Below are 24,947 nucleotides of genomic sequence, written 5' to 3'. Positions count from 1 at the left end.
TTTTACCCAAGGGTTTTCGGCAGCTTCAGTCCACGACAGGACGGGCGCGGTACAGACCTGGAGAGCTGCCCGTCCACGTCTTGAAGGCGCGCTGAAAAGCCGCCGCATCAGCAAAACCCAGGTCTGCCGCCAGCTCTGAAAAACTGACCTTGCTGGTCCCCAGCCTGGACACCGCAATATCGCGGCGCAGTTCATCCTTGATGGACTGAAACGAAGTGCCGACGGCCGCCAGTTTGCGCTGCAGCGTAGGTGCCGACATGTGCAGCGCCAGCGCCGTAGATTCCAGCCCCGCCCAGCCCGGGCGCGACTGCAGCAGATAAGTGTGCACTCTGGCATCCATGCCCTCACCCATGCGCGAAGGCATGATGGCCGCTGCTGGCCAACTAGCGACAAAGTTTTTCAACGCTTGCTCATCACGACTGCAGCGGCGTGGCAGCTTTCGGGCATCAAACCAAAAAGCCGATGCAGGCAGACCAAAGTGCAGTGGCGCAGGAAAGGTGTCGCCGTAATCGTTCACGTAATCAGGCTGCTCAAACGCAAAGTCAAAGCGCTGCACTTTGAGCGAGCCACCCATTAACCAGGACGTAACGCGCCACAGCACGCGCAAAGAAAATTCGTGCAGAAAATTGGGCTGCAGCTGGTGAGGCTGCGGCGTAATCACAATGCCAGCCAGAGAGCCATCTCGCACCAGCGATATGGCTACGTCATCCTGCAGCAAAGAATGCGCCTGGCACATGCGCCTGAGTGAGGCCTCCAGCGTTTCACCGGCCAGCGCATGGCGGGCAATCAGTTCCAAACTCCCTCTTCTTAACGGGCGCGAAAACTGGCACATGGCCTCATCACCCAAGGTCTCGACCACCCGCCACATCAGCGCCACATATTGGTCTGCAGTGACCCGTGCGCCCTCTTGCTCCAACAGTTCAGGCGCAATGCCTGCGCGTTGCAGCAACCGGTCGTACGCAAACCCACGCCGGTGCACACCCGCCGCAATACCGCGCACCAGCGCCATGGGCACCGTAAAGGGAATGACAGAAGAACGGGTCATGCGCACATCACTTTGAGGTCTTTTGACATACGAAAGATGCGCTCCGCAATGGGTTTGCGCATCAGTAATTTCTACGATGCGTTGTGTTGCCCCACTGTTTTCAAGGAGCTGTTCATGAGTCGTGATGTGTTTATTGCCGGTATTGGCATGATTCCCTTCGCCAAACCCGGAAAGAGCGATCCCTACTACCAGATGGCGGCTACCGCCACAGGTCTGGCGCTGACCGATGCAGGCGTCGCTTATGACGCAGTGCAGCAAGCCTATGTAGGCTATGTCTATGGCGACTCGACCTCGGGCCAGCGTGCGCTTTATGAAGTCGGCATGACGGGCATTCCCATCGTCAACGTCAACAACAACTGTTCCACGGGCTCTACCGCGCTGTACCTTGCACGCCAAGCCGTAGCCAGCGGCGCTGCAGACTGCGTGCTGGCTTTGGGCTTTGAGCAAATGACTCCTGGCGCACTGGGCTCCGTCTTTCACGACAGACCCAGCCCATTCGACCTGTTTGAAGCGGAAACCGATGCACTGGTGGGCGACAACGGCGTGCCGCTAGCTCTGCGCTACTTTGGCGGTGCGGGCAAGGCTCACATGGATCAGTACGGCACCAGGCTCTCCACATTTGCCAAAATTCGCGCCAAAGCCAGCCGCCATGCAGCACGCAACCCGCTGGCCCTGTTCCGCACCGAAGTGACAGAAGAAGAAGTCATGGCATCGCCCATGATGTGGCCTGGTGTCATGACCCGCCTCATGGCCTGCCCTCCCACCTGCGGCGCGGCGGCTGCGCTGCTCGTGTCAGAGAGCTATGCGCGCCAACATGGGTTGGATCACAGCGTGCGCATTCGCGCCCAGTCCATGACCACGGACAGCCGCAAGACTTTTGATGCCCACGATATGCGCGAAGTGGTCGGCTTCAGCATGGCGCAAGCTGCCGCCAATCAGGTGTATGAGCAGGCCGGCATCAGCCCCAAAGATTTGGATGTGGTAGAGCTGCACGACTGCTTTGCGCATAACGAGCTGCTGACCTATGAAGCGCTGGGCCTGTGCCCCGTGGGCGGCGCTGAAAAATTTGTCTGCGATGGCGGCAACACCTATGGCGGCCAGTTTGTGACCAATCCCTCGGGCGGCTTGCTATCCAAAGGCCACCCGCTGGGCGCAACCGGTCTGGCGCAATGCACGGAGCTGGTTCAGCAATTGCGCGGCCGGGCCGAGCAACGTCAAGTAGAAAACGCCCGTCTTGCCCTGCAGCACAACCTGGGGTTGGGCGGCGCGTGCGTGGTGACGCTGTACGAACGCGTCTGAAGGGCTGGCCATGATCGACAAAAAATGGATAGGTTTCAAACTCCCCGTATCCGAGCTGAATATTGACCGCAGCCGCCTGCGATTTTTTGCCAAGACCATTGGCGAAACCAGCAGCATCTATACCGATGTGGAAGCGGCTCGCGCCGCGGGCTACGCCGATCTGCCTGCGCCGCCCACTTTCTTGTTCGCCGCCGAACTGGACAGCGGTGCCAGCGACCTGCTGCTGCAAAAGCTGGAGGTACCGATTGCCAAAATTTTGCACGGCGAGCAAAGCTTTTGCTACCACGAGAGTGCCTGTGCGGGCGACACCATCACTGTGCGCTCCATAGTGGATGACATCTATGACAAGAAAAACGGAGCGCTGGAATTCATCGTGAAGTCCTCCCGCGCCACCAATCAGCACGACCAGCTTGTGGCGGAGATGCGCATCGTCATCGTGGTGCGCAATTAAGGAGCCCTGACCGCATGAGCACTCCACGTTTTGATGAGATTCAGGTGGGTGACACCCTGCCCGCGCTGAACCTCCCGCCCATCAGTCGCACGACTCTGGCCTTGTTTGCCGGGGCATCTGGCGACCACAACCCCATTCATATCGATATCGACTTTGCCCGTAAGGCAGGCATGCCTGATGTCTTTGCGCAAGGAATGCTGAGCATGGCGTGGCTGGGTCGCCTCATCACCCAATGGGCACCCCAGTCGCAGCTGCGCCACTTTGATGTGCGCTTTCTGGGCATTACCCATCTGGCCAATGCCGTTCACTGCAGCGGCCGCGTGGCCGAAAAGCGCGATGCCGACCGCAGCGTACGTATCGAGGTTCAAAGCACCAACCAGCATGGCCAGACCAAGATCGCGGGTGATGCCTGGGTCGCCCTTCCCTGAAGCCCCTGAAGAAATCAACGGAGATAAAGATGACAAAAAAACTCGAAGGCAAAGTGGCATTGGTTTCAGGTTCGGGGCGCGGTATTGGCCGCAGCATCGCGCTCAAGCTGGCCAGTGAAGGTGCAAGACTGGTCATCAACGATCTGGATACCGAACCCGCCGAAGAAACCATCGCCTTGATCCGCGAGATGGGCGGCGAGGCCGTTGCCTGCGTGGGCAATGTCACCCATACCGACTTTGCCGAGCGCTTTGTGGGCACTGCGGTGCAGGAATTTAAGGGTCTGGACATCATCATCAATAACGCAGGCTACACCTGGGACAACGTGATCCAGAAGATGACGGACGAGCAGTGGTACGCCATGCTGGACTGCCATCTGACCGCGCCATTTCGCATACTGCGGGCAGCCCAACCCGTCATCAAGGCGCTGTCCAAATCCGAAATGGATACCGGCCAGCGTGTCATGCGCAAGGTGGTCAACATCTCTTCCGTGGCCGGTCTGTTTGGCAATGCGGGCCAGGCCAATTACTCCACCGCCAAGGCCGGCATCACGGGCCTGACCATGACGCTGGCCAAGGAATGGGGACGTCTGAACGTTAACGTGAACTGCGTGGCCTTTGGCCTTATCAAGACCCGTCTCACCCACTCTGCCGCAGCAGGCGAGACCGCCAATATTGAAGGGCGAGAGATCAAAGTAGGCGTGAACCCTGGACTGATGGCGGCCATGGAACAAGCCATCCCGCTCGGCCGCGGCGGCAGCCCCGAAGAAGCTGCTGGCGCCGTTTATCTGTTTTGCCAACCCGAGTCTGACTACATCAGCGGCCAGACCCTGATGTGTACAGGCGGCCTGACAGGAGTGTGAACATGAGCATCTTGCCCAGAGTATTTCAGCATGCATGGATGGATGCCGGTATCGCGTCCTTCCGTGAGCAGGTCCGTCGCTATGTGGAACGCGAACTCACGCCCCATGTCCCCGCTTGGCGTGCACAAGGCTATATCCCGCGCGAGACCTGGCGCGGGTTTGGTGAGCATGGCTTTTTACTGCCCGAGATGAATGAGGAATGGGGCGGCGGTGGCGGCAATCTGGCCTATCAGCTGGTGGTGCAAGAAGAGCTGACCAAGGCAGAAATCCATGGCTCCACCAGCGTGCATACCATTGCATCGCACTACATCAAGACCTACGGAACCGATGAGCAAAAGCAGCGCTGGCTGCCCAAGCTGTGCAGCGGCGAACTGCTGGCTGGCATTGCCATGACAGAGCCCGGTGTGGGCTCCGATCTCAAGGCCATGACCAGCCGCGCCCAGCGTGATGGGGATCATTACGTCATCAATGGCTCCAAGACCTTTATCACCAATGGCTACACAGCCAACTTGCTGGTGGTGGCTCTGCGCACTGGCGATGCGGGCAGCGCAGGCGTCTCTTTGCTGGTACTGGAGACTGAACACCTGCCCGGCTTTCGCGTAGGTCGCAGGCTAACCAAAATTGGCCAGCATATTTCAGACACGGCAGAGCTGTTCTTTGAAGATCTGCGCATTCCTGTCACCCAGTTGCTGGGCGGTACAGAAGGTCAGGGCTTCAAGCAGTTGATGAGCCAGCTGCCTTATGAGCGCACGCTGCTGGCCGTCTCAGCCGCTACCGCGATTGAAATGGCTGTGGAATTAACGGTGGACTACACCCAGCAGCGCAAAGCCTTTGGCCAGACGATTGCCGACTTTCAGAACACGCGCTTCAAGCTGGCCGAGTGTGCAACCACCGCCCATGTGGTGCGCAGCTTTGTGAATGACTGCATACAGCGCCTGCTCGATGGCACGCTAGAAAACGAAGCCGCCTACATGGCCAAGTGGTGGTGCAGCGAACAGCAATGCAAGGTCATGGATGAATGCCTGCAGCTGTTTGGCGGCTACGGCTTCATGGAGGAGTACCCCATTGCCCGCATGTACACCGATGCCCGCATTCAGAAAATCTACGGCGGCACCAATGAAATCATGAAGGACCTGATCGCCAGGCGCCTGTTTGCCCACTGACCGGAATTCACGCAACGTCTCTCCAGCCCCTTTACCCCGAAAGGCTTGCCATGTACCTCACTCAAAGTCTGCGCCGTGCCATTCAACAGTCTCCCAATGCCACCGCCAGCATTTACAACGGACGCCAACGCAGCTTTACGCAACTGGGCGACCGCGTAGCCCGCTTTGCAGGTGCTCTGCGAACACTGGATGTGCAGCCCGGCGACCGGGTCGGCATTCTGAGCCTGAACTCTGACTGGTATCTGGAGTACTACATGGCCAGCTACTGGGCGGGGGCTGCGGTCAACCCCATCAATATTCGTTGGAGTGCTGCCGAGATCGCCTACTCTCTGGACGATTGCGAGACCCATATCCTGCTGGTGGACGATACGTTTGTGCCTCTCATTCCAGAGATCAAAAATCTCTCCCGCGCTCTGAAGACGCTGATTCATCTGGGTGATGGTCCTGCGCCGCAAGGCATGCTGTCTTATGAAGCGCTGGTTGCCGAGGCTGCCCCTGTCGAAGATGCCATGCGCAGCGGCAATGATCTGGCAGGGGTGTTCTATACCGGCGGCACCACAGGCTCTCCCAAGGGCGTGATGCTCAGTCATGGCAACCTCTACACCAACTCGATTCTGGGTGTAGCCGAAGGCACAGTGCGGCGCGGCAGCATTGGCCTGCATGCCGCCCCCATGTTCCACCTGGCCGATGGCGCTTTCATGAATGGCCTGTTTGCTGCAGGCTGCTGCCACGTCATGCTGCCGCGCTTTGACCCGATTGGTGTATTGCAGGCCATCGCCGCCCACGGCGTGACAGACATGCTGCTGGTCCCCACCATGATTCAGATGCTGGTGGATCACCCAGATATCCATCAATACGACCTGAGCTCCCTGCAGCAGATGTTGTACGGAGCCTCGCCCATCTCAGAAGGACTGCTGGACCGCGCCATGAAGGCCATCCCTCATGCTGGCTTTATTCAGGCCTACGGCATGACAGAACTCTCCCCCGTAGCCACCATTCTCAAACCCGAAATGCACCGCGAGAAAGGCCGTGCCAAGGGCTGGCATCGCAGCGCAGGCCGCGCCACGGTCTGCACCGAAGTACGCATTGTCGACACCGAAGGCAATGAGCTGCCGCGCGGCGAAGTGGGTGAAGTCGTCGTACGGGGCCCGGGTGTCATGCTCGGTTACTGGAACAAGCCGGCAGAGACTGCGGCTGCCATCCGCAACGGCTGGATGCACACCGGTGACGGTGGGCGCATGGATGAAGACGGCTATGTATTCGTCGTGGACCGTATCAAGGACATGATCGTCACCGGCGGCGAAAACGTCTACAGCATTGAAGTGGAAAGCGTGATTGCCACCCACCCTGCCGTCGCAGCCTGCGCCGTCATCGGCACGCCGCATGAGCACTGGGGCGAGCAAGTGCATGTCTTCATCGTGCGCAAACCAGGGCAGGTGCTGGAGGCCGAAGAGCTGATTGATTTTTGCAAGGCTCGCATCGCCAGCTACAAGTGCCCGCGTGAAGTATCTTTTGTCGAGACCATGCCACTGTCTGGCGCAGGCAAGATTCTCAAAACCACATTACGTGCCCCGTTCTGGGCCCACCAAGAAAGAAAGGTCGCCTGATGTCTGATCTCGTCCTCTGGAAAGAGCGCAACGGCGTGGGTCATATCCTGCTGAACCAGCCCGAGCTGGGTAATGTCATCAGCACGCCCATGGCACATGCACTGGCAGGCGTGGTGCAGCAGGCTCTCGTGGCTGACGTTGGTGCGATCCTGATTTCAGCTTCGGGCAAGCAGTTTTGCGTGGGTGGCGATATCCGCGAATTTGTGCAAAACCGGGATCGGCTGCCGCAAACCATCCATGAAATTCTGGCCGTTCTCAACCCCGCCATGCACACGCTGGCCACACTGCCCATCCCCGTCATCAGCGCCATTCAAGGCGCGCTGGGTGGCGGCGGTATTGGCATCGGTCTGTGCGCCGATATCGTGCTGGCCTCAACCACGGTGTTCTTGCGCGGCGGCTACTCCGCCATTGGTCTCAGCCCCGACCTAGGCTCGTCCTACTACCTCACGCGCCGCGCCGGTGCTTCTCGCGCCAAATATCTGCTGATGAGCAACCGCCCGGCATCGGCTCAGGAATGCCTGCGCATGGGCATCTTTGACGAGCTGCATGAGCCCGATGCACTGGCTTCTCAGGCGCTGCAACTCGCCGAGGAACTGGCGGCAGGCGCTACCGACTCGCTGGCCCACATCAAAAAGCTCTGCGACGAGGCTCACAGCCATGCTTTGCAAGCCCATCTCGAAGCGGAGCGCTACGCGATCAGCGACTGCGCCGACACAGCCAACAGCCTTGAGGGCGTCAACGCCTTTCTGGAAAAGCGGACTCCCATATTTGTTCGCCGCTGATATCGCCTATTTTTCAGGCACTCCTTTCAAAGCGTTACCAGCAAAGGCTTTGAAAGGTTTTGCCGCTATTTACCCACAGGCCAGCCCACATGTACTGGGGATAAGAAAAGCTGGTGTGTAATCACCGTCATGCACAGACTCATTGCCCCTAACAAGGACGAAAGCGCCCTGCTTCCCCAGTTTTTGGAACTGCCAGAACAGGCAATCCATATCCCCCAGACACAGGCTGAATTTGAGGCCGCGTTCCGCGCCATCAACGCCGAGCCGGTGCTGGGCTTTGATACGGAGAGCAAACCACTTTTCAACGTAGGCCAGCATGACAGCGGCCCTCACCTGGTGCAGCTCGCAACGACGCAACAAGCCTGGCTGCTGCAACTGCACCTGCCTTTGGCCCTTGAGCTGTCACGCCAGGTGCTGGTCGCCGAACATATCTGCAAGGTCGGTTTTGGACTGGACAATGACAAGCACACTCTGCCCCGCAGGCTGGGCGCACCGCTGGTGAATATTCAAGATTTGGACAGCCGCTTCAAGCAACTGGGATATGGCGCATCAGTGGGTGTGCGGGCGGCTGCAGCGCTGGTGCTCAAACAGAGCTTTCGCAAGTCCAAGCGCACCACCACCTCCAACTGGGCGGCAATAGACCTGACTCCAGCCCAGCGGCGCTATGCCGCCAACGATGCCCATGCTCCGGCCGTGATTTACGCGCATCTGGCGGCCTGGGAAAGCACGGTTCCCGCTCAACCCCAACGCCGACGGCATAACCCTCAAGCTTGATTTCTGAGTCAAACAGGCCTCTAGCCTATGCAGATAAAGCGGTATCAGCTACTGATTCAATAGCTGCATGCTCATCATCGATGGGCCTAGCAACGGTCATCGCAGCCTGCACGCAGTCCCGGCCCGCCCTCTTGGCGGCATAGAGCAGAGCATCTGCCTGGCACAGTGCCTCGGCCAGTTCTTCGGCAGAGCGCACTGGCACGATGCCAAAGCTGGCCGTCATGCGGATACGCTCTGGCAGATGCTCAAACGCATGGGCACGCATCTGCATCCGCACTCGGTCAACAACGGGATGTGCCTCGCTCATCTGAACGCGGTTGAGCAGCAGGATGAATTCTTCGCCACCAAACCGGGCCACCAGATCTTTATCTCGCACCTGCTGCGGCAGCAACTGACCCAGCTGCACCAAAACCTGATCACCTGCTGCATGACCCCAGTTGTCATTGATGCGTTTGAAGTGATCGATGTCCACCGCCACCAGCGCCCAAGGAGCCAGTCTGCGGTCAGCCAACACCGACTGCCCAGCTTCCATAAAAGCGCGGCGGTTGAGCAGTCGGGTGAGCGGGTCGCGATTACGCTCATCCCGCAAATTGGTCACCATATCTCTCACCGAGCAAGCCAGCAGTCCCACCGTGAACAGCATGGCAAACACCAGAGCCATGACTTGCGCAAAAGCCCAGTAACCCGAGCGCGTCAACTCCTGCAGCTCATTCACAGGCAAAAGGCTTACGGCCAGCGGCCTGAACAAGGCATAGCCAACGCTGATCCCATAGGTCCAGCGCACCAGACTCTCCACCCAGTCCTGAGCAGGCTTGAGCTGAACAAATGCCGGTAAGGCCAGTGCCTGCATCAAAGCCATGGCGAACGCCAAACTTTGAATGCGAAGCAGCAAATTATTTTCTAGTTGCGAGTAATAGAACAGTACCGCCAGAGTGACCGAGGCAATCAACAAGCCACCGCTCACACTGACCCCCTTGCCTCGCAGGCGAAGGGACATGCCTTGCGCCAATGACCAGCAGCCCATCAGATACAGGCAAGCGGTAGCCAGTGCGAACTGCCCCAACTGGGCATTACTCATCAAGCTTTGCAGGGCCAGTGCCGTTGCCAACGACATAAAACTGCCGCTGAGCCAGAGCAGAAATACCGCCTGCGGCTGACGGCGCTGCACATACCAGCAAGTCAGCAAGGCAAACCCAAACAACACCACGCAAGCGGGCGCTATCAAAGCAAAGTACGTGATGGCTGGCTGGTTCAAGAAGGCATTCGCAATGTAAGAAATTGTGAATTATTTTGTCAGCAATTCTCTATTAAACAAAGCACTGAATATTTCAATTTCGATGTTGATGGCTTGCGCTGGCATAAGCACATAGCAATTAGGTCGTTCATTTGATGAAGCTGGCTACTCATAATCTGCGAAGCCTTGGTTTTTACTTAGGGCTTCAAATAACCAACTGAAAGAGACACATGCGCATAGAGACTCTCGCCGTACATGCCGGCTACTCGCCCGACCCCACCACCAAGGCTGTGGCTGTGCCCATCTACCAGACGGTGGCCTATGCGTTTGACAGTGCCCAGCATGGCGCGGATTTGTTTGATTTGAAGGTGCCGGGCAATATCTACACCCGCATCATGAACCCCACCACCGACGTGCTGGAAAAGCGCGTCGCTGCGCTGGAGGGCGGTATTGCCGGACTGGCCGTGGCATCGGGCATGGCAGCCATCACCGCCGCCATCCAGACACTGGCCGAAGCCGGCGACAACATCGTCAGCGCCAGCACGCTGTATGGCGGCACCTACAACCTGTTTGCCCACACCTTCCCGCAGCAAGGCATTGAAGTGCGCTTTGCCGACCCGCGCGACCCTGCCAGCTTTGGCGCGCTGATCGACGCCAAAACCAAGGCCGTGTTTATCGAATCCATCGGTAACCCGCTGGGCAATGTGACCGACATCCGCGCACTGGCCGATGTGGCCCATGCCCACGGCGTGCCGCTGATCGTGGACAACACCGTGCCATCGCCCTACCTGCTGCGCCCTATCGAGTTTGGTGCCGACATCGTGGTGCACTCGCTGACCAAATACCTGGGCGGCCACGGCACCAGCGTAGGCGGCGCGATTGTGGACAGCGGCAAATTCCCCTGGGCCGAACACAAAGCCCGCTTCAAGCGCCTGAACGAGCCCGACGTCAGCTACCACGGCGTGGTCTACACCGAAGCACTGGGCCCGGCCGCCTTTATTGGCCGCGCCCGTGTGGTGCCGCTGCGCAATATGGGCGCGGCCATCTCACCGCAAAACGCCTTCCAGATTTTGCAAGGCATTGAGACGTTGGCTCTGCGCATGGACCGCATCTGCGAAAACACGCAAAAGATTGCCGAAGTGCTGCAGAACCACTCCAAGGTGGAATGGGTGCGCTATGCCGGACTGAAGGATCACCCTGACCATGCCATTGTGCAAAAGCAGTCGGGAGGTCGCGCCTCAGGCATTTTGTCGTTCAGCCTCAAGGGCGACGAAGGCCGCGCCGCCGGTGCGCGCTTCCTGGATGCGCTGCAACTGTTCACGCGCCTGGTGAACATTGGCGACGCCAAATCGCTGGCCACCCACCCCGCATCCACCACGCACCGCCAGCTGGATGCCGCCGAGCTGGCCAAGGCGGGCGTGACCGAAGGCATGGTGCGCCTGTCGGTGGGTATTGAGCACATTGACGACCTGCTGGCCGACCTGAGTCAGGCGCTCGAACAGGTTTAAGCAAGCTCTGCAGCGCTAAGGCTGTTGAAGCGCTGGCGCGAGACGCTCACGCGTCGCGTGCCAGACGCAGCCCCGTCATCTGCCAGCGTGCTGTCGCCGGAAAGAAGTTGCGATAGCTCAGCCGAGCATGACCGGCAGGTGTCAGGCAAGAGCCACCACGCAGAACATATTGATTGACCATGAATTTGCCGTTGTATTCGCCCACGGCACCTTCGGCCACGCGAAAGCCCGGATAGGCGGCATAGGACGATTGGGTCCACTCCCAGACCCGACCTATGGCGGGTCCAGGGTCGCCTGTCATGGGTTCTGGATGCAGGCTTGGGTTGGCACCCAACAAAAGCTCAGGCCATCCATACACACCCATAGCCACTTCCCACTCCATCTCCGTGGGCAGACGTGCACCAGCCCAGCGCGCATAGGCATCGGCTTCGAAGTAGGAGAGATGGCAAACTGGCCGCTGCACATGCAAGGCAACCGCGCCATGCAAGCTGAACTCCTGCCAGCCCACTGCTCCGGCACTATTTTCCAGGGCCCGCCAATACCAGGGATGGCTCAGTTGCTGAGCCTGGCACCAGTCCCAGCCTTCAGACAGCCACCATTGCGGCTGGCTGTAGCCCCCCTCCAGCACAAAGCGCAAATACTCTCCATTACTCACCGGTCTCAGTGCAATCTGCGCCGCTTGCACATACACGCTGTGTCTTGGCATTTCATTGTCAAAAGCAAAGCCACTGCCGCCATGGCCAATGGCATAGACCCCCGCCTCAATCGATTGCCATGCGAGGTCGGCGGCGGCCCTTTCAAGGCTCGCATTCACCAAGCCGTCTGAAGCATAGGCAGGCCAGAGAGGGTGACAGGACAGCAAATGCTTGACGTCGGTCAGCAGCAGCTCCTGATGCTGCTGCTCATGCTGCAGGCCCAGGGCAATGAGCTGAGCAACGGCCGCCTGCTCTACCGTACTCCTTGCGTTCATCCCGGTCATCAGCGCCAGCATCTGCGCATCGACTGCCGCGCGGTAAGCCATCACATAAGCCAGAGGCGGCCTGGTCAGCAAGCCGCGCTGGGCTCGAGGATGGCGCGCGCCTACCTGCTGGTAGTAGGAGTTGAAGAGCATGCGAAAGCTGACGTCAAAAGGGCTATACCCTTGCTGGTGTACAGAAAGAACAAAGGTCTCGAAAAACCAGCTGCTGTGCGCCAGATGCCACTTGGCCGGGCTGGCATCGGGCATGGATTGCACACAGGCATCTTCAGCGGACAGCGGTGCGGCCAGCCTTTGCGTATGCGCGCGGACCCTCTCGTACTGAAGCGCCAATGCCGCCCAGTCGGGCCGACCGGCATGCGCAGGCCTCATGGGCTGCAGTCCTTGATCAGGCACTTCACGCATGGGCATGAATGACAGCAAACCACTGCTGCTCATCGGTCCAGACCCGGGTTGCACCAAAACCCGCAGCCCTCAGCATGGAGAGAAAATCAGACAAGGGGTACTTGTAGCTGTTTTCCGTATGAATGGTCTCGCCCTGCGCAAAGTAACGCACACCCTGTGGCCAGCACACCATGACACCATGGCGCGCACGCAAATGCATTTCTATGCGTGAATGCCGGGGATCAAAACAGGCCTCATGCTCCCAGTCCTGGGGCTTGAAATCGCTGCCCAGCAAACGATTCACATGGCTGAGCACATTAAGATTGAATTCGGCCGTAACGCCCTGTTCGTCATCGTAAGCAGCTATCAAAACAGGTAGCGACTTGGGCAAATCTATACCGATCAGCAGGCCTCCATCACCATTCAGCAGCGAATGCATATGTTTGAGCATATGCAGTGCCTGCTGCGTATCGAAATTGCCAATGGAAGAGCCCGGATAAAACAGCTCGCGTCGGCCCTGCGGCACGTCTGGCGGCAAATGCCAGTCGGCAGTGAAGTCCGCGGCAACGGCCCGTGCCGTCATCTGCGGAAAGTCCTGCCCCAGCCGTACAACGGCCTGCTGCAGAAACTCCACCGCAATATCCACGCCCACAAATTGCAGTGGTGCCACACTGCGGCACAGACGCCGCACCTTCTCGCAATTGCCAGCACCCAGCTCGATCAGCACCTGGCAGCCACTCATGGCCTCGGCCATTTCGACTTCGTGCTGCGCCATGATCGCCGCCTCGGTGCGCGTGGGGTAATACTCGCGCAGCTGCGTAATCTGTTCAAACAAGGCACAGCCGCGCGCGTCGTACAGAAACTTGGGAGAGATCTGTGCCTGCTGCTGCATCAGGCCTTGCGCAAGCTCGTGTCGCAACGCCGCCTGAGCGCCCTGGGGACGCTGCGTGGCGGCACGGACATCGTCATCCCCGCCCTGGCGCGGCGGCGGAACCTGTAAAGACGGCAGAGGCAAGGGAATGCGCCCGGCACGAGAGAGAAATTCGATAGATGCTGCCTGTCTGTCCGGTACCGCGCGCATGCTCATCCTCCTGAAAGGCTGATCGCGAGAGACCGCTCCCCCACCATCACTGCCAAGTCTGGTCGCCAGCCCGGCAGAGCGCGATCACCATCGCACACAAGCCGGGTAGTCATCAGCCTAGCGCCGCCAGCGGGCGGCCAAAGTAGGACTGAAGCCAGCACTCTTTGTACCCCATCACCATGCAACGGTGCTGACAAAAGCAATACTTGTCAGCCAATGCATCAAAGTCAAAAAAAATCGGTACCCCGCTTGCGCGGAATACCGATCTAAACATACACCCTAGCCTCTGAAGCCAGCCGGTCATGCAGACCTGCCGGCCTCAGTGCACCACAGAGCCTGCGGTGCGTGAGCCTCGCCTCCGGCAGAAGGTCCGGAGACAAGATCACTCTTTACTGTGGCTCTATCAGAAGCGATAGCCCACACCCACGCCAACCAGCCATGGGTCAACCTTGAACTTGGCGTTCTCCAGACCTGCGCCGGTGACCTTGGTGCCCAGATACACCTTCTTGATGTCGAAGTTCAGCGACCAGTTCTTGTCCAGCGCATAGTCAAAACCCACTTGCAGCGCGCCGCCAAAGCTGTTTTTCTTCACGGTCACTGCGCCATCGGCAATGTTCACGTTCGAGAAGCGTGTGTAGTTCACACCGGCACCCACATAAGGCTTGAATGCGCCGAAATTGGTGAAGTGGTACTGCGCCAGCAAAGTGGGGGGCAGGTGCTTGAGCGAGCCCACCTTGTCGCCGCCCAGACGCACATCATGCTTTTGAGGGTAGGTCAGCACCAGCTCAGCCGCGATGTTGGGTGTGAAGTAGTAGGACACGTCCACTTCAGGCATCCACTTGTTGTTGATGCTCACACCCGCATCACCAGCGGCACCGCCGTTATCGCTATTCAGATGCACAGCGCGCACGCGCACTTGCCAGGGGCTGCTGCCATCAAAGGATTGCGCAAAAGCGGTACCAGCAGTCAGTGCGCTGGCAGCGGCGGCAATCGCGATCAGAGTCTTTTTCATGGGCTTTTTCCTTGAGTAAATCGGTGGGAGCACTTGTTTGCATCCCTTGGCGTTGATTGAAGCAAAGCCACCTGCTTCCGGGTTTGTCCCAGGTCAACCCACCCACCGACTCCGCCAAAGAAAAAGCGGGCGTTGCCCAATGGCCACGCCCGCTTTGATGTCTGACGCAGCGCAAACCATTGCTGCATCAGCGGTGTTAGCTACTGCTTTTAATGAGCTATCTGAGCCGGGCGCAGCTTGCTCCACAGCTCAACGCACAGCACTACCGCACCGCCAATAGCTGCGCCCACCACCACATGTACCAGCACCGGGCCCAGTGCAGAAGCCATGCCGCCCAAGGGAATCACCACCGCCTGCACCCAATGCTCAATCGGCGCAATACCGTGCACCAGCAAGCTGCCGCCCACCATGAACATGGCGGCCGTGCCCACAATCGACAGCCCGCGCATCAGCCATGGCGTAAAGGCAATCATGCTGCGGCCCAGTGCCTTGGCGGCGCTGCTGCTCTTGGCCATCAGCCAGCCGCCCACGTCATCCATACGCACAATGGCAGCCACCAGGCCATAGACAAACACCGTAATGGCCAGAGCCACCACAACCAGCACAGCGCCCTGCTCCCAGATCGGTTTGGTGGAGACCGTGCCCAGCGCAATCGCCATGATTTCGGCCGACAAAATGAAGTCGGTACGCACCGCGCCACTGACCTTTTGCTTTTCGTACTCCATCGGGTCCATATGCTGCTCACGCGCCGCGCGCACCGATGACGGCGCCACACCCTTCAGAGCAGCCTCCTGCGCATCGACCACCACTTCTTTCTCGCTGTGCGCCTGCTTTTTGTGAAAAAGGTGCAGGATTTTTTCTACACCCTCAAAGCACAGAAAAGCCCCGCCCACCATCAAAAGCGGCGTAATCAACCAGGGTGCAAACGCACTGATCAGCAAGGCGGCAGGCACCAGAATGGCTTTGTTCCATAACGAGCCCTTGGCCACGGCCCAGACCACCGGCAACTCTCGACTGGCCTTGACACCTGTGACCTGCTCGGCATTCAGCGCCAGATCGTCACCCAGCACACCGGCGGTTTTCTGCATGGCCACCTTGGTCTGCATGGCCACATCATCCAAAATCGCCGTGCTTTTGCCCGCCGCGGTCTTGGTCATCAACGCTACGTCATCAAGCAAGGCTGCAATATCGTCAAGCAGCATCAAAAGGCCGGCACCCGCCATCGCACTCCCCTGTTGGTTTCAATGGCTGTCATCATGCCTTTAAACCGCGTCGTAACTGCGACAGGAATTTGCCATTCACATCGGCTAAAAATGTTCTTGGCGCGTTTTGCAACGACAATGGGCGCTCTTATTGAACGGACATCCTGTGACCCAACCTATTGCACACGCCGAGCTGATCGCCAGCTACCGAAAAGTCGCGGCGGAAGCCGCCAAGAAGGCGGAGCTGATCAAGGCCTCTGCTGGCAAAGGCCCGCGCACCATCGCCACCGTGACCGAAACAGCCAACAAAGCGGCTCGCCGACGCGATGTGCTGGCCAACAAACTGGCCAAGCTGGGCGTGGTTCTGGCGGACTAAGCCAGCCCATCAAAACAGCCTGCCACTGCAGGCTGTTTTTTATTTGCTGGTCTTGAAGCCCTGTGTCGCCGCCCAGGCCGCCACATCGTCGCGGCGAATGGCGGCAGCCATCAGTTGCGGGAAGGCATCTGGCGTGCAAGCAAACGATGGCACACCCAAGGCAGCCAGTTTGGCCGCCAGATCGGCGTCATAGGCCGGCGCACCCTCATCGCTGAGCGCCAGCAGCGTGATGAACTGCACGCCAGACTCCACCAGCTCATTGGCCCGGCGCAGCAGGCCGGACTCCACACCCCCTTCATACAAGTCAGAGATCAGCACCAGAATGCTGTTGCGCGGCTCGCTAATGATGCCCTGGCAGTAACCGACCGCACCGTTGATGTCCGTGCCGCCACCCAGCTGCACACCAAACAGCACATCCACCGGGTCATCCAGCTTTTCCGTCAGATCAACCACCGCTGTATCAAACACCACCAGCTTGGTCGCCACGGCGGGCAGACTGGCCATCACCGCGCCAAAGATGCTGGAGTAGACCACCGAGTTGGCCATGGAGCCGCTTTGGTCAATGCACAAAATCACCTCGCGCTGCGGACGACGCGCCTTGCGGCCGTAGCCAATCAGCGTCTCGGGAACGATGGTCTGGTAATCGGGCTGCCAGTGGCGCAGATTGGCGCGAATCGTGCGGTTCCAGTCAATCTCGGCATGGCGCGGGCGGCGATTGCGCTGGCTGCGGTCCAGCGCACCTGCCACGGCGCTGCGCATGGGTTCTTCCAGCTTTTTCATCAGCGCATCGACCACCTTGCGCACCACCAGCCGGGCCGTGGCCTTGGTGTTTTGCGGAATGACCGAGCCCAGCGAGATCAGATCGGCCACCAGATGCACATCGGGCTGCACGTTCTCCAGCATCTCGGGCTGCAGCAGCAACTCGCGCAGGTTCAGGCGCTCCATGGCATCGCGCTGCATGACCTGCACCACCTGACTGGGAAAGTACTTGCGGATATCACCCAGCCAGCGCGAGACGGACGGCGATGAATTGCCGCGCCCGCCCTTGCGGGATGAGAGCTTGCTGTCTTCCTCATACAAGGCAGCCAGCGTCTGGTCCATTTCCTGCAAGCGGCCCGTCACGCCGCCGCAACTGGCATCGGCCGGGCTGCCCAGTACCATGCGCCAGCGCTGCAAACGACTGGTGGGCTGAAATTCTTCGGTGACCTCTTGAAGTGCGTCGGTGTCGCTGTCAGCGTCGGTGTCGATATCGGTATTGGCTATCTGGTTCATCGTGACACCTTGGCAGAAGACGCATCAAAATTAGTAGCTACCAGTGCTTTATCTATAAGCGCCGGCGGCAGATTAAGACCCAAAAGTGCGTTGAGCACAGGCAGCGCCAACGCAGCGCGTTGCTCATCCCATGGAGCATCGCCTGCATCGCTGGCATTACTTGCTAGCGGTGCAGCCACGCCCGAGCCTGAAACAGGCACCCGCTTGGCCTTCTCGCCCAGGCTTTGCCGCTCATGCTTGCTGAAATTGGCAAAGCTGCGGCGCACCAGCGGCAAAATCTGTGCAAATTGCACTTCGCCAAGCCCGCTGAGCCAGGCATCAATCGCTCCCCAGATGGATTCGTCGTGCAGCAGCACCAGCGCCTGCTGGTTCAAAAAGCCATCCAGCCAGGCTGCCACATCCATGGGTGCAGCGCCCAGCGACAGATTGCGGTTGAACTGCTGCACCACCTCGGTGCTTTCCAGCAAATGCTCATCCAGCAACAGACGGCAGGCCATTCCGCGCAGCAAGGCGGCAGCCGCATCGCCCATGGCCAGACTGCGCAGGGCGGCCCGCCAGGCGTCCACGGCTTCTTGCGCTTTGCCATCCGTTCCGCGCAAACGCAAGGCATCGTGCGCGGCCAGCACCTTGGCCTTCATGGCTGCCGCTGCATCGTCATCCATGGCCATGCAGGCCACGGGCAGGCCGATAGAGGCGCGCACGATGAGTGAATCAATCACCGTGGCCAGCAAAGCGGTATCCGTCTGGCGCACGCTGCCATAGCGGTACACATTGGCCAGCGGCGGCAGAGCCTGCAGCAGCTGGGCCACATCGCCCGTGGTGGCGGCGCGCTCGGCCAAGGTTTCAATCAGGGCTTCCACCAGCTGGGGCAAATTGGCCAGCAGCGCGTCGTCAATCGCCTGGGCAATCTCAGGCAGCGCCGTGTCGGGCTTGAGACTGGCACGCAGCTTGGCCGTCGCGGCCTGCGCCACCGTAGCGCCATGCACACTGGCTTCAATGATGCGTACGGCCAGCTCAGGCTCCCACTGCAGCTGCCAGCTTTCACGGAAGGTGCCGCGATTGCGCTGCGCGTCTTGTGCGCGCGTGCCCCAGTCAATGCCCAGCAAGCGCAAGCGGTGCAAGAAGTGGCTGCGCGCCAGATCAATGTCTTTGCGCAGGTCCAGCGCCAGCAGCTTGCTTGCGGCTTCGGGCTTCATGCGCAGCGACTTTTGCTGCTGCTCCATATCCCGCTGCAGCGGCACCTGAGGCACATCGGCGGGCACGCCGCCCAGCACATGGCCCACGGTCAGTTCATCCTCTATCAGCTGCAGCGGCGCGTTCTCGCCCATGCAGATGACGGTGACGATGGATTCATTGATTTCCTCCAGCCCCGGCGTTGGCTGACCCCGCAGCGCGGCCAGACTTTCGGCCAAGCGCGTAGCTTCAATGATGTGGGCGCTGGAGCAGTCCAGGTCTTTCTCACGCAGCAAATGGGCTACACGCGTCAGCCAGCCAGCGGTGCGCAGTATGGCGGGAGTTACTCCGCCATTTGCTCTATTTTTGATAGCTGGCAGCGCTTCCTCATCCTGGATCACGACCTTTTTTGATTCAATATCTGCCTGATAACAGCGCCACAAATGCTCGTACCAGCCCGGCGAGGTCACGCCCGCACCATAGCCGCTGCGGCTGGCCAGATTGCGGTATGTCCACGGTGCCCAGGTGGCCTGCACCTTGGCCTTGGGCAAGCCCTTGAGCAGGGCTGCATCGGCCTTGGCCGTGACGCTTTGCTGCAGCGCGGGTACATGCCATGCACCGCAAACGACTGCAATGCGCTGGTAACCCGCCTTGGTGGCCTCGCGAATGCACTGGCGCATATGGGCTTCGCGCAATGCCTCGCGCTGCACATAGGCTTCGCCACGCCAGTGCTCACCATCCTTGGCCAGCTCGCTGCGCACGGCGGTCATGGCTTCGTTGATCGATTCAAACAGCGATTCGCTGTCGCCGCGCTCTTCGACCAGCCGGTTCCACCAGGTTTCACCATCTTCAAAACCAGCGGCCTGGGCCAGCCAGTCCAGCGGATCACGGTGAATCTCGACAGGCAGTTCGGCTGCGACTTCTGCATCGATGGATTCTGCTTCTGCATCTGATGCATCCTCGGCACCGGCATCTTCAAGCGCTGTATCTTCAGGCGACTCTTCCACTGCCAGCTCACCCGCTTGCGCAGCATCGTCCTCCGCGTCCGCCGCCAGTTTCAAGGCTTCGCGCCGCGCCAGCTCAATAGCCATGGCATGGGTCTGGGGCAGGTCTATAAAGCGCGTGACAACGCTGTTGCGACTGGCCCATTGCAGCGCCTGCCATTCGGGCGAGAACTCCGCAAACGGATAAAACGCCGCCTGACTGGGTGTGTCCTGCATATAGACCAGCATGGCCACGGGCGGGCGCAGCTCGGCGCTTTGCAGCATGGGCAGCAGCGACTCGCCCTCAGGTGGGCCCTCCACCAGCAAGCAGTCGGGCTGCAAAGCTTCAAGTGCCTGCAGCAGGCTGCGCGCGCAGCCTGGGCCGTGATGGCGTATGCCAAAAAAATGAATCAAATCAGCGGAAGTGGCCATGGGCTTGTCGGACTGTGAAGGGAAAAATTAACCAACTTCAAGCGGCTAAGACAGCTCAGCCCATCGCAGATGGGCGTTTGAGACGAGACGTCATCACCGAATACCGTAGCAGCGCTACGGCGAGGTGAGGCAACGAAGTATCAAGAGCTGTATTAGTCGCTCACAGACCTCACAGCTGTTCGCGGCAGGCTCGATATAGATCCTTCCACTCACTGCGTTCCTTGACCACGGTTTCCAGATACTCCTTCCACACCACGGTGTCCTGCACCGGGTCTTTGATGACAGCACCCAACAGGCCCGAGGCCACATCGCCTGCGCGCAGCACGCCATCGCCAAAGTGGCCAGCCAGTGCCATGCCGCTGTTGATGACCGAGATGGCCTCAGCCGTAGACAGCGTGGAGCTGGGCGACTTCACGCGCACGGTCTTGCCGTCTTCGGTCTGGCCGTTGCGCAGCTCGCGGAAGATTTGCACCACGCGGCGCACTTCCTGCAGCGCGGGCGGCTCGGCAGGCAGTTGCAGGGCGCGGCTTTGTTCGGCCACGCGCTTGGTGACGATCTGCACTTCTGCATCTTGCGACGCAGGCACGGGCAACACCACGGTGTTGAAACGGCGCTTGAGGGCGCTGGAGAGTTCGTTCACGCCCTTGTCGCGGTTGTTGGCCGTGGCGATGACCGAAAAGCCCTGCACGGCCTGCACTTCGCTGCTGAGTTCAGGAATGGGCAGGGTCTTTTCAGACAGCACGGTGATCAAGGTGTCCTGCACATCGGCGGGGATGCGGGTCAGCTCTTCGATGCGGGCAATCTTGCCCAGCTTCATGGCGTGAACCAGCGGGCTGGGGATCAGCGCCTTGTCGGATGGGCCGTGGGCCAGCAGTTGGGCATAGTTCCAGCCGTAGCGCAGCTGCTCTTCGCTGGTACCTGCCGTGCCCTGGATCAGCATGGTCGAATCACCGCTGACGGCAGCCGACAGATGCTCGGACACCCAGGACTTGGCCGTGCCCGGCACGCCGTACAGCAGCAGAGCGCGGTCGGTGGCCAGGGTGGAGACCGCAATCTCCATCAGGCGCGGGCTGCCAATGTATTTGGGGCTGACCTCGAAGCCGTTGCTCAGCTTGCCGCCCATGAGGTACTGCAGCACGGCCCAGGGCGAGAGCTTCCAGTTCTGTGGACGCGCGCGGTCGTCCACTTTTTGCAGGGCATCGAGTTCTTCGGCAAATTGCGTCTCGGCGTGCTGACGTAGTACTTGGCTCATGATGTGCTTCCGGTATGAATTCAGAAAATGGGGATCAGCTGCGCAGCTCGGCATGCAATGCCATGCGCAGATCGACAATGCGGTTCAGTTGCGCCAGCACCTGCGCGTCATCCCAGGGACGCAGGCGAGCGCGGTCCAGTCTGGCTTGCTGCTCTGGCGTAAGAGTGCTGACCACGACAGCGGCTGTGGCCTCTTCCACCACGGCATCGGTCTTGGAGACCAGTTTGCGCCACAGCTGGGTCAGCCGCGGCATCACCGCGGTTTCAGTGGCCGAGGCCGATTCGGAATCTTCAGCCACTTCCAGCCTGGGTTCAGGAGCTGGCACAGACTGGCGCCAGAGCTTTGCAAAGCGCGGCAACACCGCCGCATGCAAGCGGCGGGCGCAGACCAGAATGGCCTGATCGGCCTGCCAGCTATGCCAGCTGCCTGTGGCCTGCTTGCCGCCCAAAGCCTTGTCCAGCTCGTCCATCACGCGCTCGGACATGGGCAGTGAAAACTCGCCGACCACCGGCATGCCGCCTTCCAGCGTGTTGATGCGGTCAATCAGCGTGCCCTTGGCCTGCTGCAACTGGCGCAGCCAATAGGCTTCGCGCTGCTCGGGACTGAGCTGGTTGAGCATGGCGGGCAGCAAGGACTCGGCCCGCGCATCGCGGTCCATGGTCTGCAGCAGATCAATCCAGCGCACATCCGGCTGATCGCGCAAAGCCGCCAGCCACCCCTGGCGCAGCGCCGTCTTCCAGTCGCTGCGGCGGCTCCACTCCCACAGTTGCTCGGGCGTCATGCCCAGCTGCTGCATCCAGAAGTCCAGCGGTGCCAGCTCCACCATCTGCTGCAGCCACCAGGCTTTCACGCCCTTGATATAGGCCGGCGGCTGCAGCGCAATGCCATCGCGCTCCCAGTCCTTGTGGCCTTCTTCGGGCGGCTCGATCTGCCATTCGCCTTTACTTCCCTGACTCAGCATGGCTTGCAGCCAGGCGGTAATGCGCTGGCTGTGCGCGCTTTGCGGCAGACGCGACAGCAGACGGGCGGCGCTTTCACGCACCTCCTTGCTGCGATCGGTCAGCAGTTTTTCCAGCAGCGGCTCATCCTGAATGGAAAGGCTGATTTCCAGCGCCATCACCATGGGCGCACGCTCTTTGGCGCTGAGTTCTTTGAGGCTGCCTTCCAGCCGGGTACGCGCCTGGCTGGCATCGTGCGCGCGCTCATCGCGCAGCAAGGCCACGCGCTGATCGATAGAGCCTTCCTGCCAGATCTGCTCGGCGTTCGCCGTCTCCTGCACACCGCTGGCATAGGCCCACTGCGGGTTCAATGCGGCCAGCCAGCGGCCACGCTCACCCAGCACCGGCGTCAGCCATGCGCGCAGCTCCACAGACTGGCGGCCTTCATTCAAGGCCGGCACCAGCAACTCATGCGACAGGCGCATGCCGACCTCATTCAGCCGCTGAAACATGGGGGCCAGCAAGTCTCGCGGGCCATGCTCCAGCACATCCTTCATCAAGGTCAGCAACAGCACGCTTTGCGGTGCATGGCGCGACTCTGCGGCAGGCAAGGCCGGTAGCGTCAGGCTCTGGCTCAGTCTGATCTGCGCGCCGGGCGTCCAGCCCGCACGCTCCAGCACAGCGGCCACGGCACTGGCCCGCAGCACTTGCGCAGCGGTCGATGTCGCGGGCGGCTGCAGGGCACTTTCCAAAGCTTGCCGTGTCGGTGCCAGAGAGGCATCGGCACCCGAAAGCAATGCCGCAGGCACGGGCAAACGATCGACACCGACCAGGCTGGACTGCTGCAAGGCCGCCCATAAATGGGTGCTGCTCATAAAACTTCTCCCTGGTTCTGCCACAGCTTGCGCAGGACCTGACCTGATTCATCGGTCTGCCAGGCGCTGAGCAAACGCCAGCGACCCAGTTGCGGCCCCGGCTCCCATTCGCCAAACAAGGCCATGGGCGCACCGCCCGTCAGCGCCAGCAGATGCCAGGCTTGCTCATCCGCAATCACGGCCGGAACCGGAGCGTGCGACTCCTTGCCTTGCGGCCAGGCCACCAGCCATTGCCCATCGGCAAACAGCAAATGTGCCTGCGTGCACCACAACGGCTGGACGGACTGCAAAGGATTGGCGGCAATGCGCTGGCTCAATCGCTGCAAGGGCTGGGCCAAGACGGCTGGCGTCAACGGCGCGGCATCCGCAGGCGCCAATGCCTGCGCGCCGCTGGCGGCAATCGCCCGCAGCGGGGCGTTGCCGGGATAAAAACTCAAACGGCTGCGATAGGTGGAGCCCGGCACCAACGCGGTTTCAAAGCCGCGCCCACCTTGCGAATAGTCCAGCACCAACGCCATGCGGCCGGTCTGCAAACCTTGCAACCAGACTCTGCGTTCGACCAGGCGGCCTTCACGCTCCAGCATGCGCAAGCCGACCACCAGCCAGTCGTCGCTGATGGTTTCGCCCAGCGCCTGCACCTCGACCTTGTCCATGGGCCAGCCCAGCGCTGCCATGACATCGGCTTTGACTTCGGGGCTCAGCGACTCGCGGCGTTCGACCGCGTCGACCAGCAACTGCCAATGCCCCAGTTGCACCAGCAAGTCACGCGCCCAGTTGGGATGGCTATCCACCACGTCCCAAGCCTCTTTAATGCGGGCTGACATGCCAGTCGCCTGCGCATCGACCATGCGTGCAGCCATGGTGTTCCAGTGCTGGCGGGCTTGCGCATCGCTGGACTGATTGGCCAGGCCCGTGCGCACCATGTCCTGCATCCACAGCGACAGCTCCTGCATACCGGCAGCGACTTTGTCCCAGCGCTTGTCATCGCGCTTGGCCTGCTGTTTGGCAAGGACTTCAGGATCGGCCGGAGGCGCAGCGGCAATGGCTGCCGCTTTGGCTTCTTTTTTCTCAGCCTTGTCTTGTCTGCCACCCAGCCAGGCATTGACCCATTCTGGTGATTCACCACCTTCGGGCACCTGAGCTGCCGCACGCAGCAGCATCAATGCCAAGCCATGCTTGCAGGGAAATTTGCGGCTGGGGCAGCTGCACTTGAAGGCCGGGCCGCTGAGGTCGACCTGGGTTTGATAGGGCTTGCTGCCACTACCCTGGCATTCGCCCCAGACGGCAACATCGTTGCTGCCCGTGGTCGGCCATTTGTTGATGGATTGCAGCCCTTTGGCGGCTTTGGACGAAGCGGCATCCGGCGACAAGGCCAGAACTTCTGCTTCCGTTGCTAATACACGCGACACCCAAGTCTCCCGTCTCAAACTGTTGCCACATCTATTTTGATAGCTTAATGCGCTTGTATATCAAGGGCCAGCTGCAAATTATTCTAAAAATCGGCCACAGCGCCTTGCCACTGACTGATGCAAGAGGCGGTTGCTTGCCTGCTCACGGCCTGGCGCTGCGCCAAATGCGTCAGCCTATCACTGCCGTTGCAACGCGCAGATGAAAACGCATCAAAATCCGGAGCACAAAAAAGCCAGCTGATTTGCATCAACCGGCTTTGAGGCTTGCCGGCGCTGACACTTTGGGCAGCAGGCTGTCAGCACATCAGCGCTGGCGCAGATGCGAGTGCCGACTGCGCCCCAAATCAGCCTTGGCACCGGCTCTACTTTTGCTTACCAATAGTACTTAACGCTCAGGTTGGCCTCACGGTCCACACCCCGGAAAATGCCCG

Annotated in this window: 21 protein-coding genes; 10 read left to right on the top strand and 11 right to left on the bottom strand. The window is 60.1% G+C overall.

The annotated features are described in order from the left end of the window. Nucleotides 1-25: 25 nt before the first annotated feature. Entirely contained in the window at nucleotides 26-1,045 is a 1,020-nt protein-coding gene (locus HF327_RS16800; protein ID WP_198461477.1) for an AraC family transcriptional regulator, read from the bottom strand. Nucleotides 1,046-1,159: 114 nt separating this feature from the next. Between HF327_RS16800 and HF327_RS16795 the strand changes: the two genes are divergently transcribed. From HF327_RS16795 to HF327_RS16760, 8 genes are all read left to right on the top strand, one after another. Next, entirely contained in the window at nucleotides 1,160-2,344 is a 1,185-nt protein-coding gene (locus tag HF327_RS16795; RefSeq protein WP_198461476.1) for a lipid-transfer protein, read from the top strand. A 10-nt stretch (nucleotides 2,345-2,354) separates the two neighbouring features. Continuing rightward, on the top strand, nucleotides 2,355-2,795 hold the full coding sequence (locus HF327_RS16790) for a MaoC family dehydratase N-terminal domain-containing protein (RefSeq protein WP_198461475.1): 441 nt from the start codon (nucleotides 2,355-2,357) through the stop codon (nucleotides 2,793-2,795). A gap of 14 nt (nucleotides 2,796-2,809) precedes the next feature. Then, complete coding sequence (locus tag HF327_RS16785; RefSeq protein ID WP_198461474.1) at nucleotides 2,810-3,223, top strand: MaoC family dehydratase; 414 nt, start codon at nucleotides 2,810-2,812, stop codon at nucleotides 3,221-3,223. A gap of 29 nt (nucleotides 3,224-3,252) precedes the next feature. Next, nucleotides 3,253-4,083, top strand: coding sequence for an SDR family NAD(P)-dependent oxidoreductase (locus HF327_RS16780; RefSeq protein WP_198461473.1), 831 nt, complete (start codon nucleotides 3,253-3,255; stop codon nucleotides 4,081-4,083). A 2-nt stretch (nucleotides 4,084-4,085) separates the two neighbouring features. Beyond that, the gene (locus tag HF327_RS16775) at nucleotides 4,086-5,246 is read left to right on the top strand and encodes an acyl-CoA dehydrogenase family protein (RefSeq protein ID WP_236024241.1); all 1,161 of its coding nucleotides are present in this window, start codon (nucleotides 4,086-4,088) and stop codon (nucleotides 5,244-5,246) included. A 50-nt stretch (nucleotides 5,247-5,296) separates the two neighbouring features. Next, nucleotides 5,297-6,853, top strand: coding sequence for an acyl-CoA synthetase (locus HF327_RS16770; RefSeq protein ID WP_198461472.1), 1,557 nt, complete (start codon nucleotides 5,297-5,299; stop codon nucleotides 6,851-6,853). Then, complete coding sequence (locus HF327_RS16765; protein ID WP_198461471.1) at nucleotides 6,853-7,635, top strand: enoyl-CoA hydratase/isomerase family protein; 783 nt, start codon at nucleotides 6,853-6,855, stop codon at nucleotides 7,633-7,635. The genes HF327_RS16770 and HF327_RS16765 overlap by 1 nt, the downstream gene beginning before the upstream one ends. A gap of 129 nt (nucleotides 7,636-7,764) precedes the next feature. Further along, a complete protein-coding gene (locus tag HF327_RS16760; RefSeq protein WP_198461470.1) occupies nucleotides 7,765-8,409 on the top strand; it encodes a 3'-5' exonuclease in 645 nt (214 codons plus the stop codon). 25 nt (nucleotides 8,410-8,434) lie between these two features. Here HF327_RS16760 and HF327_RS16755 read toward each other — a convergent pair whose 3' ends face one another. Continuing rightward, nucleotides 8,435-9,664 carry a GGDEF domain-containing protein gene (locus tag HF327_RS16755; protein WP_198461469.1) on the bottom strand — a complete coding sequence of 410 codons (1,230 nt, stop codon included), beginning with the start codon at nucleotides 9,662-9,664 and terminating at the stop codon, nucleotides 8,435-8,437. A gap of 209 nt (nucleotides 9,665-9,873) precedes the next feature. Between HF327_RS16755 and HF327_RS16750 the strand changes: the two genes are divergently transcribed. Then, the gene (locus HF327_RS16750; protein ID WP_198461468.1) at nucleotides 9,874-11,151 is read left to right on the top strand and encodes an O-acetylhomoserine aminocarboxypropyltransferase/cysteine synthase family protein; all 1,278 of its coding nucleotides are present in this window, start codon (nucleotides 9,874-9,876) and stop codon (nucleotides 11,149-11,151) included. Between the two features lie 46 nt (nucleotides 11,152-11,197). Here HF327_RS16750 and egtB read toward each other — a convergent pair whose 3' ends face one another. The 4 genes from egtB to HF327_RS16730 form a co-directional block, all read right to left on the bottom strand. Further along, nucleotides 11,198-12,538: an ergothioneine biosynthesis protein EgtB gene (gene egtB, locus HF327_RS16745; protein ID WP_198461467.1), complete on the bottom strand. Its 1,341-nt coding sequence runs from the start codon at nucleotides 12,536-12,538 to the stop codon at nucleotides 11,198-11,200. Next, on the bottom strand, nucleotides 12,525-13,592 hold the full coding sequence (egtD, locus tag HF327_RS16740; RefSeq protein WP_198461466.1) for an L-histidine N(alpha)-methyltransferase: 1,068 nt from the start codon (nucleotides 13,590-13,592) through the stop codon (nucleotides 12,525-12,527). Before egtD ends, egtB begins: the two co-directional genes overlap by 14 nt. Before the next feature lie 403 nt (nucleotides 13,593-13,995). After that, nucleotides 13,996-14,604 carry an OmpW/AlkL family protein gene (locus tag HF327_RS16735; RefSeq protein ID WP_198461465.1) on the bottom strand — a complete coding sequence of 203 codons (609 nt, stop codon included), beginning with the start codon at nucleotides 14,602-14,604 and terminating at the stop codon, nucleotides 13,996-13,998. A gap of 209 nt (nucleotides 14,605-14,813) precedes the next feature. Further along, entirely contained in the window at nucleotides 14,814-15,827 is a 1,014-nt protein-coding gene (locus HF327_RS16730) for a DUF808 domain-containing protein (RefSeq protein WP_198461463.1), read from the bottom strand. A 145-nt stretch (nucleotides 15,828-15,972) separates the two neighbouring features. Here HF327_RS16730 and HF327_RS16725 point away from each other — a divergent pair, with 145 nt between their 5' ends. Beyond that, nucleotides 15,973-16,182 carry a hypothetical protein gene (locus HF327_RS16725; RefSeq protein WP_198461461.1) on the top strand — a complete coding sequence of 70 codons (210 nt, stop codon included), beginning with the start codon at nucleotides 15,973-15,975 and terminating at the stop codon, nucleotides 16,180-16,182. A 39-nt stretch (nucleotides 16,183-16,221) separates the two neighbouring features. On the opposite strand, the gene HF327_RS16720 is transcribed toward HF327_RS16725, so the two are convergent. The 5 genes from HF327_RS16720 to HF327_RS16700 form a co-directional block, all read right to left on the bottom strand. Beyond that, the gene (locus HF327_RS16720) at nucleotides 16,222-17,343 is read right to left on the bottom strand and encodes a VWA domain-containing protein (protein WP_407927051.1); all 1,122 of its coding nucleotides are present in this window, start codon (nucleotides 17,341-17,343) and stop codon (nucleotides 16,222-16,224) included. Nucleotides 17,344-17,450: 107 nt separating this feature from the next. Beyond that, entirely contained in the window at nucleotides 17,451-20,042 is a 2,592-nt protein-coding gene (locus HF327_RS16715) for a DUF5682 family protein (RefSeq protein WP_198461458.1), read from the bottom strand. A gap of 169 nt (nucleotides 20,043-20,211) precedes the next feature. Continuing rightward, the gene (locus HF327_RS16710; RefSeq protein ID WP_198461457.1) at nucleotides 20,212-21,294 is read right to left on the bottom strand and encodes an ATP-binding protein; all 1,083 of its coding nucleotides are present in this window, start codon (nucleotides 21,292-21,294) and stop codon (nucleotides 20,212-20,214) included. Between the two features lie 34 nt (nucleotides 21,295-21,328). After that, complete coding sequence (locus tag HF327_RS16705; RefSeq protein WP_198461456.1) at nucleotides 21,329-23,107, bottom strand: DUF5691 domain-containing protein; 1,779 nt, start codon at nucleotides 23,105-23,107, stop codon at nucleotides 21,329-21,331. After that, on the bottom strand, nucleotides 23,104-24,516 hold the full coding sequence (locus HF327_RS16700) for an SWIM zinc finger family protein (RefSeq protein WP_328701883.1): 1,413 nt from the start codon (nucleotides 24,514-24,516) through the stop codon (nucleotides 23,104-23,106). Before HF327_RS16700 ends, HF327_RS16705 begins: the two co-directional genes overlap by 4 nt. Nucleotides 24,517-24,947: the final 431 nt, after the last annotated feature.

It is taken from the genome of Comamonas suwonensis (assembly GCF_012844455.2).
GTDB lineage: Bacteria > Pseudomonadota > Gammaproteobacteria > Burkholderiales > Burkholderiaceae_C > Comamonas > Comamonas suwonensis.
This window is presented reverse-complemented; position numbering and strand designations above follow the sequence as displayed.

Coding starts and splice junctions, on each gene's coding strand:
- HF327_RS16800 (WP_198461477.1), bottom strand. CDS start 1,045: ATGACCCGTTCTTCTGTCATTCCCTTTACGGTGCCCATGGCGCTGGTG.
- HF327_RS16750 (WP_198461468.1), top strand. CDS start 9,874: ATGCGCATAGAGACTCTCGCCGTACATGCCGGCTACTCGCCCGACCCC.
- HF327_RS16790 (WP_198461475.1), top strand. CDS start 2,355: ATGATCGACAAAAAATGGATAGGTTTCAAACTCCCCGTATCCGAGCTG.
- HF327_RS16775 (WP_236024241.1), top strand. CDS start 4,086: ATGAGCATCTTGCCCAGAGTATTTCAGCATGCATGGATGGATGCCGGT.
- HF327_RS16785 (WP_198461474.1), top strand. CDS start 2,810: ATGAGCACTCCACGTTTTGATGAGATTCAGGTGGGTGACACCCTGCCC.
- HF327_RS16705 (WP_198461456.1), bottom strand. CDS start 23,107: ATGAGCAGCACCCATTTATGGGCGGCCTTGCAGCAGTCCAGCCTGGTC.
- HF327_RS16770 (WP_198461472.1), top strand. CDS start 5,297: ATGTACCTCACTCAAAGTCTGCGCCGTGCCATTCAACAGTCTCCCAAT.
- egtD (WP_198461466.1), bottom strand. CDS start 13,592: ATGCGCGCGGTACCGGACAGACAGGCAGCATCTATCGAATTTCTCTCT.
- HF327_RS16730 (WP_198461463.1), bottom strand. CDS start 15,827: ATGGCGGGTGCCGGCCTTTTGATGCTGCTTGACGATATTGCAGCCTTG.
- egtB (WP_198461467.1), bottom strand. CDS start 12,538: ATGCCCATGCGTGAAGTGCCTGATCAAGGACTGCAGCCCATGAGGCCT.
- HF327_RS16780 (WP_198461473.1), top strand. CDS start 3,253: ATGACAAAAAAACTCGAAGGCAAAGTGGCATTGGTTTCAGGTTCGGGG.
- HF327_RS16765 (WP_198461471.1), top strand. CDS start 6,853: ATGTCTGATCTCGTCCTCTGGAAAGAGCGCAACGGCGTGGGTCATATC.
- HF327_RS16720 (WP_407927051.1), bottom strand. CDS start 17,343: ATGGTACTGGGCAGCCCGGCCGATGCCAGTTGCGGCGGCGTGACGGGC.
- HF327_RS16715 (WP_198461458.1), bottom strand. CDS start 20,042: ATGGCCACTTCCGCTGATTTGATTCATTTTTTTGGCATACGCCATCAC.
- HF327_RS16735 (WP_198461465.1), bottom strand. CDS start 14,604: ATGAAAAAGACTCTGATCGCGATTGCCGCCGCTGCCAGCGCACTGACT.
- HF327_RS16760 (WP_198461470.1), top strand. CDS start 7,765: ATGCACAGACTCATTGCCCCTAACAAGGACGAAAGCGCCCTGCTTCCC.
- HF327_RS16795 (WP_198461476.1), top strand. CDS start 1,160: ATGAGTCGTGATGTGTTTATTGCCGGTATTGGCATGATTCCCTTCGCC.
- HF327_RS16710 (WP_198461457.1), bottom strand. CDS start 21,294: ATGAGCCAAGTACTACGTCAGCACGCCGAGACGCAATTTGCCGAAGAA.